This is a genomic window from Streptomyces spongiae (assembly GCF_009377185.1).
Lineage (GTDB): Bacteria > Actinomycetota > Actinomycetes > Streptomycetales > Streptomycetaceae > Streptomyces > Streptomyces spongiae.
Genome location: NZ_VJZC01000510.1, coordinates 1 through 7,232, shown reverse-complemented (window position 1 = coordinate 7,232; position 7,232 = coordinate 1). Strand labels below are relative to the sequence as shown.

Below are 7,232 nucleotides of genomic sequence, written 5' to 3'. Positions count from 1 at the left end.
CCCCCACTCACACCCCCATCTCCAGCCCACGTCCGTACCTCCAGAAACGGTGGTTCGCCATGCCCGTCGAACATCACGAGGACCCCTTCGAGGACCGGCTCGGAGGCGCCCTGCGCCAGGCCGGCGACGCCTTCGAGACCGACGGCGCCACCCTGGTCACCGGCGGCGAGGTGAGGGGCCGCAGGCTGCTGCTGCGGCGCCGGGCCACCGTCGCCGGAGGCGTCGCCGGCGTCGCGCTCGCGGGGATCGGCGGAGCGCTGCTCGTGCCCTGGAGCGGGGGCGGCGGCGACGAGTCCGTGGCGGGCGACCCGAAGCCCAGGGCGTCCGCCTCCGCCACGCCGTCCGGGCCGGTGTCGGGCGACCAACTGCTGCGTACGCTCAAGGGCCTGCTCCCCGAAGGGAAGTTCAGCGGCGAGGACTCCCGCGGAACCGGTGCGCGGCTCGGTCCGTCCGCGCGTCTCGTCTACGACGACGGCAAGGGCCCCTCCGCGATCGGCATCAGCATGGACCGGGTCGAGCCGGGCAGCCGGCAGGCCCGTGAGGTGACCACCTGCCCGGCCAAGGAGCTCACTCCGTACGACGCCTGCTCCACGAGCCGGCTACCCGACGGCTCACTGCTCATGATCTTCCAGGGGTACGAGTACCCGGACCGCCACGTGGACACCAAGCGGTGGAACGCCGAGCTCGTTTCCCCGGAAGGGCACCACGTCTCGCTGAGCGAGTGGAACGCCTCGGCCGAGAAGGACGCCCCGATCAGCAGGCCGGATCCGCCGCTCTCCCCCGGGCAGCTGAAGAAGGTCGTCACCGCCAAGGCGTGGCGTGCGGCTGTGGACGCCATCCCCGAGGACCGGACACCAACGGCCTCCGCCACCGCGCCCGCCGAGCCTCCGGCCGCCGACGGCCCGGCGATCCAGCAGACTCTCGCCGGCCTGCTGCCCAAGGACGTCAACGTGGTCTCGAAGGGGGGTGAGGAGTCCGAGTACGGCTTCGTCGTCGTCGACGACGGCAAGGGCAGGACGTTCGTGCAGATCAATGTGCAGCCGGGCATGTCGGACGTCGAGGACCAGCTCTTCGGGCCCGACGCCGAGGTCCTGCCGGACGGCACCAAGGTGACCACACGGCAGGGCCCGGGCGACGACAAGGGCACGGCGCTCGTCATGTGGACCGTCGACACCCTCCGCACCGACGGACTGCGGGTCGTGGTCAGCGCCTTCAACTCCGGCTCCCAGGCCTCCGCTCCCACCCGGGCCACTCCCGCCCTCAGCATGACGGACCTCAGGAAGATCGCCACGAGTGAGGAGTGGGAGCGGCTCGTCCAGACGGGATGATCAGAGGAACCAGGCGGGCTGATCAGGCGTACTCCGCCCACGACTGATCAGAAGAAGTCCGCCCACGGCTGGTCCCAGATCTGCTTCACGCACAGCACCAGGAACAGCAGTCCAGCGACGGCCAGCATCACGTTGCTCAGTGGCCCGTTGCGCCACTGACTCGGCGTGCGCGAGGAGTTGAGGAGCACGAGCAGCGTCCCCGCGAGGAAGGGGAGGAAGGCCGCTCCCAGGACGCCGTAGATGATGATCAGGCGGAACGGCTCGCCCTGGAAGAGCAGCACGATGGGCGGGAAGGTCAGCCACAGAAGGTACGCGCGGAACGGCCACGACCGCTCCCGCTCGCCCGAGGCGACCTCCTCGCCCTTCAGCTCGCCGCCGCGGGTGCGGTAGCGGGCCACGAAGTCGGCGAACATCAGGCTCACGCCGTGCCAGACACCGATCAGCGAGGTGTAGGAGGTGGCGAAGAAGCCGATCAGGAAGAACTTCGCGGTGGCCGGACCGTACTCGTCCTCCAGGATGTCGCCGAGCTGGATCAGGCCCTTGTCGCCGCTCGCGATGGCGACGTTCGCGGAGTGCAGCAGTTCGGCGCCGACGAAGAGCATCGCGATCACGAAGATGCCGGTCGTGGCGTACGCGACCCGGTTGTCCAGGCGCATGACCTTCATCCAGCCCGTGTCCGTCCAGCCCTTGGCGTTGACCCAGTAGCCGTACGCGGCGAGCGTGATCGTGCCGCCGACGCCGCCGATCAGGCCGAGGGTGTTGAGGACGGAGTCCTTCTCGTCGGGGAGGACCGGGAGCAGGCCCGCGAAGGCGTCGGGGAGGTTCGGGGTGACGCGGATCGCCAGGTAGACCGTCACCAAGAACATGACGCCCACCAGGACCGTCATGACCTTCTCGAAGACGGCGTACTTGTTGAACCAGACGAAGACCAGGCCGACCAACCCGCAGGCGACGGCCCACCACTCGAGGTCCATGACGTCCGGGAACAGCGCCTGCAGCGGCAGCGCGCTCGACGACATCGCGGCCGCGCCGTACACGAAGCCCCAGATCACGGTGTAGACGGCGAAGAACCAGGTGGTCCAACGGCCGAGGCTCGCCCAGCCGTCGAAGAGGGTGCGTCCGGTGGACAGGTGCCAGCGGCCCGCGGCCTCGGCGAGGGAGATCTTGACGAGACAGCCGATCACCGCGGCCCACAGCAGGGTGTAGCCGAAGTTGCTGCCCGCGATGAGGGTCGCGACCAGGTCACCGGCGCCGACGCCGGTCGCGGCGACGACGATGCCGGGGCCGATGTACTTCCAACTGGACTTCCGTGGGGCTGAAGTGGCTTTCCCTGTAGTTGAGTTGTCCGTGGTGTCAGCCATGCGGATCAAGAAAGCGTAAAGAGGGCGAGGGCACAAGAGGGCGTGCGGTGAAGGCAATCGGTGGTCGGAGTGACCCTGTTGAGGGAGCTACGGCCGTCGCCCACCGCAGCCGTCCAACCCGCACGTGTCGAGTTCGAACCACACGGTCTTGCCCTGCCCGTCCTGGTGGCTGCCCCAGCGCCGCGCGAGCGCGTCCACCAGGAACATCCCCCGGCCGCTCTCCGCCGTCTCCTTGACCCGGCGCACGCGGGGACGGCGGTGGTCGGCGTCGGACACCTCGCAGCGCAGCACGCCGTGTGCCGCCGTCAGCGTCAGCCGCAGCCGACTCCTGGCGTGCACCAGGGCGTTGGTCACGAGTTCGCTGACGAGGAGTTCCACCGTCTCGCTGTGCTCGGTGAGCCCCCAGCACTCCAGTTGTCTTCGAACCTCCGCGCGGGCCTGGCCTGCCGCGGAGGGACAGGGGTCGTACTCGACGCTTCGGTGGCCGGCGCCCAGCGGCAGTGTGGAGAGGGTGCCGAACTGGGGGCTGTGGTCGGAGAGTTCGGGGAGTTCCGAGAGTTCGGGGAGTTGTCCCTTACTTGCCTCGTGTGTCCCGTATGCCTCGTATACCCCTGAGAGTCGCAGCATGCGTCCAAGTTATCCGTTTCGGGCGTTCGGCACACGCGGAGGAATGCTTGATTCCGCGCGTACGCACAACGTAGGCGCACCTACGGAATCATGCGTATGGGGTCACGCCAGGAACAGGCCGAACACCTCGCCTCAGCCACTCGCACTCTTGACCTGCTCATGCCATACCCGCACCATGAGCGCCACACCCGCACCAGAAGTCGTACGTCGCAATGAACCACCCCCCGCTCCACACCCCGGAGAAACTAGGAGACTTCATGCGACTCCGCATACGCGGCAGGACCGACGGCCGCAACGGACCAGGTCGCCGATCGGCCGCCCTCATCGGCCTGTTGGCCATCGCCCTCGCTGCCCCCGTCGCCGCGACGACCACCACCGACGCCACGGCGACCAGCGCGCAGCGCCCCACGGCCTCGGCGGACGACATCCGTCAGTACGAGGTCACCATGCACTCGGACTCCAGGTCCCGTACGGCACTGCAACAGGCGGGCGTGACCGTCGACAGCGCCGACGACCACACCGTCTTCATCTCCGGTCGCGCGGACCAGGTCAGGAAGCTGCGGCAACTCGGATACGACGTCACACCGGCGGGCGCCGTACCCGACCGGTCCGGCGGCGAGGACGACGTACGGCTCCTCGACTTCCCCTCGGCCGACTCGCGTTACCACAACTACGCCGAGATGAACGCGGAGATCGACCAGCGGATCGCGGCCTACCCGAACATCATCAGCAAGCGCGTGATCGGCAAGTCGTACCAGGGCAGGGACATCGTCGCGATCAAGATCAGTGACAACGTCGCGAGCGACGAGTCCGAACCCGAGGTGCTGTTCACCCATCACCAGCACGCGCGCGAACACCTCACCGTCGAGATGGCGCTCTATCTCGTCCGTGAGCTCGGCGCCGGGTACGGGTCCGACTCCCGCGTCACCAACATGGTGAACAACCGCGAGATCTGGATCGTCCCCGACCTCAACCCGGACGGCGGCGAGTACGACATCGCCACCGGTTCCTACCGGTCGTGGCGCAAGAACCGCCAGCCCAACAGCGGTTCGTCGGCCGTGGGTACGGACCTGAACCGGAACTGGAACTACCGGTGGGGCTGCTGCGGCGGTTCCTCCGGGTCCACCTCGTCGGAGACGTACCGCGGTACGTCCGCCGAGTCCGCGCCCGAGGTGAAGGTCGTCGCCGACTTCGTGCGCAGCCGGGTGGTGGGCGGCCAGCAGCAGATCAAGGCGGGCGTCGACTTCCACACCTACAGCGAGCTGGTGCTCTGGCCGTTCGGGTACACCACCGCCGACACGACCACCGGCATGACGGCGGACGACCGCAACGCGTTCGCGACCGTCGGCCAGAAGATGGCGGCCAGCAACGGGTACACGCCCGAGCAGTCCAGCGACCTCTACATCACGGACGGCTCGATCGACGACTGGCTGTGGGGCAACCAGAAGATCTTCGGCTACACCTTCGAGATGTATCCGTCGTCGGCCGGCGGGGGTGGTTTCTACCCGCCCGACGAGGTCATCGAGCGGGAGACGTCACGGAACCGGGACGCGGTGCTGCAGTTGTTGGAGAACGCGGACTGCATGTACCGGTCCATTGGGAAAGAGGCCCAGTACTGCTGATGGGGTGGTGACGTTGTCGGGGAACTGCGGGGCCGTTAGCCGTCGCGCAGTTCCCCGCGCCCCTTACGGGGCGTCGTCCGCCGCGTTCTCGTCGAAGTACGCGTCCAGGACCTCGTCCAGCTGGGTCTCCCACTCCTGGAAGACGCTCCTGGACTTCGCCTCGATCTCGATCGGGTACCAGCGGTTGTCGGGGGTGTGCACCGTCACCGTGAACCGCTTGCCGAAGCGCGGGGTCTCGGTCTCCAGGGCGCCGATCTCGTCCCAGCGGAACTCGCAGTGCTGGTCGTCCAGGGAGAGTCGTACGCCCTTGTGGTCCGCGACGATCTTCGCGCGGCGGTCGGACGCCTCGAAGACGGGGCCGTCCGGGGCTTCCTCCTCTTCGGCCTCCTCGTCGGTCCCTTCGCTCTCCTCGGCTTCCTCGGCTTCGGCCGAAGCGTCATCGGCGTCCTCGGCCTCCTCGGCTTCCTCCGCCTTCTCGGCTTCGGCCGAGGGCTCCTCGGGTGCCTCGTCCTCGACCGGGGCCTCGGCGTCGGCCTCTGCCTCGGCCTGGCCCTTGACCGCCTTCTTCGGCTTGGCGTCCTCCGGTTCGCCGGACACGGGTGAGGTGAGCCCGGGGATGAAGGCCGGGTCGAATCCGGCGCCTTCCAGGGGCTGGCTGCTCGAACCTATGCGCTGCTCCACAGCGGGCAGTATGGTCGACGATCCTGTGCCGGGCACAGCCAGCCCCTGGTTCGTTACACGCGACACACGCGATTCATGTGTCACGCCATGCGTCACACCGCGTCACGCCACGCGTCACACGAAGATGCTCAGCACCGCCGCCACCACGAAACCGGCCACCGACAGCACCGTCTCCAGGACCGTCCAGGACTTCAGGGTGTCGCGTTCGCTGATGCCGAAGTACTTGGCGACCATCCAGAAGCCGCCGTCGTTGACGTGCGAGGCGAAGATGGAGCCCGCCGAGATCGCCATGATCACCAGGGCGACGAAGGCCTGGGAGTGGTCGCCCTCGGACAGGAGCGGTGCCACGATGCCCGCCGTCGTGACGATCGCGACCGTCGCCGAGCCCTGGGCCACACGCAGGACCACCGAGATCAGGTAGGAGAGGACGATCACGGGGAGGCCGACGTCGTTGAAGGTGTCCGAAAGGGCCTGGGCGACCCCGCTCGCCTTGAGGACCGCGCCGAAGACACCGCCCGCGCCGACGACGAGGATGATGTTGCCGACCGGCTTGAGCGAGGCGGTCGACACCGTCTCCAGGGACTTGCGGGACCAGCCGCGGCGGATGCCGAGCAGGTAGTAGGCCAGGAACAGGGCGATCGTGAGCGCCACGAAGGGGCTGCCGAAGAACTCGATCACCGAGCGGCCCGTGGACGGGTCCAGCGCGATCGAGGAGAACGTGGAGGCGAGGATCAGGATCAGCGGCGTACCGATGATGGCGAGCACCGTGGTGAGCGGCACCGGCTTCTCCTGCGGCTCGACGCCGGCCGCGCGCTGCTCGTCGAGCACGGCCCGCTTGGCCTCGTCGGCGGCCTCCACCATGTCCTGCGGTACGGCGACGAAGATCCGCTTGCCGATCCAGGCCGAGTAGGCCCACGCGGCGAACACGGCCGGGATGCCGCAGACGATGCCCATGAGGATGACCCAGCCGAGGTCGACCTTGAGCAGTCCGGCGGCGGCCACCGGGCCGGGGTGCGGCGGCAGGAACGCGTGGGTCACGGACAGGCCCGCGAGCAGCGGCATGCAGTAGAGCAGGATCGACTTGCCGGAGCGCTTGGCGGCCGCGTACACGATCGGCGCGAGGACGAAGATGCCGACGTCGAAGAAGACCGGGATACCGAAGATCAGGCCGGTGAGGCCCATGGCGAGCGGGGCGCGCTTCTCGCCGAAGAGGTTCAGGAGGCGGGAGGCGAGGACCTCCGCGCCGCCGCTCACTTCGAGGATGGCGCCGAGCATCGTGCCGAGGCCGATGATGATCGCGACGTGGCCGAGGATGCCGCCCATGCCGGACTCGATGGTCGACACCGCGTCCGACTTCTGGACCGTGCCGAAGAGTTCGGTGACGGACAGGCCCGCCGCCAGGCCGACGGCTATGGAGACCGCCAGGAGGGCCACGAACGGCTGGAGTCTGAACTTGATGATCAGGACGAGGAGCAGGACTATCCCGAGGGCCGCGACCGTGAGGAGCCCGGCGGTGCCGTCGATGAGGGCCAGCAGACCGCCGGTGTGCGGGGGCGTCTCCGCCGCCGGCGCGGTGGCTGCGAGCGGATGGGGGGAGGACAGCGGGAGGGACA

6 protein-coding genes are annotated in these 7,232 nt (G+C 68.5%); 2 read left to right on the top strand and 4 right to left on the bottom strand.

All coding sequences use genetic code 11. From position 1 onward, the window contains the following. A partial coding sequence (locus FNH08_RS39895) for a hypothetical protein (protein ID WP_407704553.1) occupies positions 1-1,328 on the top strand: 1,328 nt, incomplete at its 5' end. A 47-nt stretch (positions 1,329-1,375) separates the two neighbouring features. Here the strand turns inward: FNH08_RS39895 and FNH08_RS39890 are convergent. Together FNH08_RS39890 and FNH08_RS39885 are read right to left on the bottom strand one after the other, a co-directional pair. Continuing rightward, positions 1,376-2,689, bottom strand: coding sequence for an Nramp family divalent metal transporter (locus FNH08_RS39890; RefSeq protein ID WP_152776411.1), 1,314 nt, complete (start codon positions 2,687-2,689; stop codon positions 1,376-1,378). Between the two features lie 87 nt (positions 2,690-2,776). After that, a complete protein-coding gene (locus FNH08_RS39885) occupies positions 2,777-3,316 on the bottom strand; it encodes an ATP-binding protein (protein ID WP_152776410.1) in 540 nt (179 codons plus the stop codon). A gap of 257 nt (positions 3,317-3,573) precedes the next feature. On the opposite strand from FNH08_RS39885, the gene FNH08_RS39880 reads away from it, so the two are divergent. Beyond that, on the top strand, positions 3,574-4,938 hold the full coding sequence (locus FNH08_RS39880) for a M14 family metallopeptidase (RefSeq protein WP_152776409.1): 1,365 nt from the start codon (positions 3,574-3,576) through the stop codon (positions 4,936-4,938). A 63-nt stretch (positions 4,939-5,001) separates the two neighbouring features. On the opposite strand, the gene FNH08_RS39875 is transcribed toward FNH08_RS39880, so the two are convergent. Together FNH08_RS39875 and FNH08_RS39870 are read right to left on the bottom strand one after the other, a co-directional pair. Then, positions 5,002-5,619 carry a hypothetical protein gene (locus tag FNH08_RS39875; RefSeq protein ID WP_322726229.1) on the bottom strand — a complete coding sequence of 206 codons (618 nt, stop codon included), beginning with the start codon at positions 5,617-5,619 and terminating at the stop codon, positions 5,002-5,004. A gap of 114 nt (positions 5,620-5,733) precedes the next feature. After that, on the bottom strand, positions 5,734-7,221 hold the full coding sequence (locus FNH08_RS39870; protein ID WP_152776413.1) for a GntP family permease: 1,488 nt from the start codon (positions 7,219-7,221) through the stop codon (positions 5,734-5,736). Between the last annotated feature and the right edge of the window lie 11 nt (positions 7,222-7,232).